The organism is Pseudoalteromonas sp. MER144-MNA-CIBAN-0113 (assembly GCF_040308965.1).
Taxonomy (GTDB): domain Bacteria; phylum Pseudomonadota; class Gammaproteobacteria; order Enterobacterales; family Alteromonadaceae; genus Pseudoalteromonas; species Pseudoalteromonas tetraodonis.
The window spans coordinates 1-263 of sequence record NZ_JBEOOG010000407.1 but is presented as its reverse complement, the minus strand read 5'-3'; the positions used below and the strand labels follow the sequence as shown (position 1 = coordinate 263).

General features: G+C 38.0%; 1 protein-coding gene. It reads left to right on the top strand.

Annotated features, from left to right (window positions below):
* Positions 1 to 263, top strand: a 263-nt coding sequence (locus AAEY57_RS20260; RefSeq protein ID WP_350608692.1) for an IS110 family transposase, incomplete at both ends; no start/stop codon positions are given.

Sequence of the window (263 nt, the reverse complement as noted above, 5' to 3'; positions counted from 1 at the left end):
CTTTAAAAACAAGCGCCAAGACTTTGTAATAATAGAAAAATGGCTTTTAAATACAACTAAAAGCGCTGCTAGTGAGCTCGTTATCACCCTCGAACCAACGGGTGTTTATCATGAAGCGCTGATGTATTTTTTACACGAGCAAGGCTTTAATATTATTTTAGCGAACCCAGGTAAAGCTAAAAAGTATGCAGACGCTTTAAACATAATTCACAAAACAGACAAATCTGATGCAACGATGCTTGCTCATTACGGCTGTGCTAAGC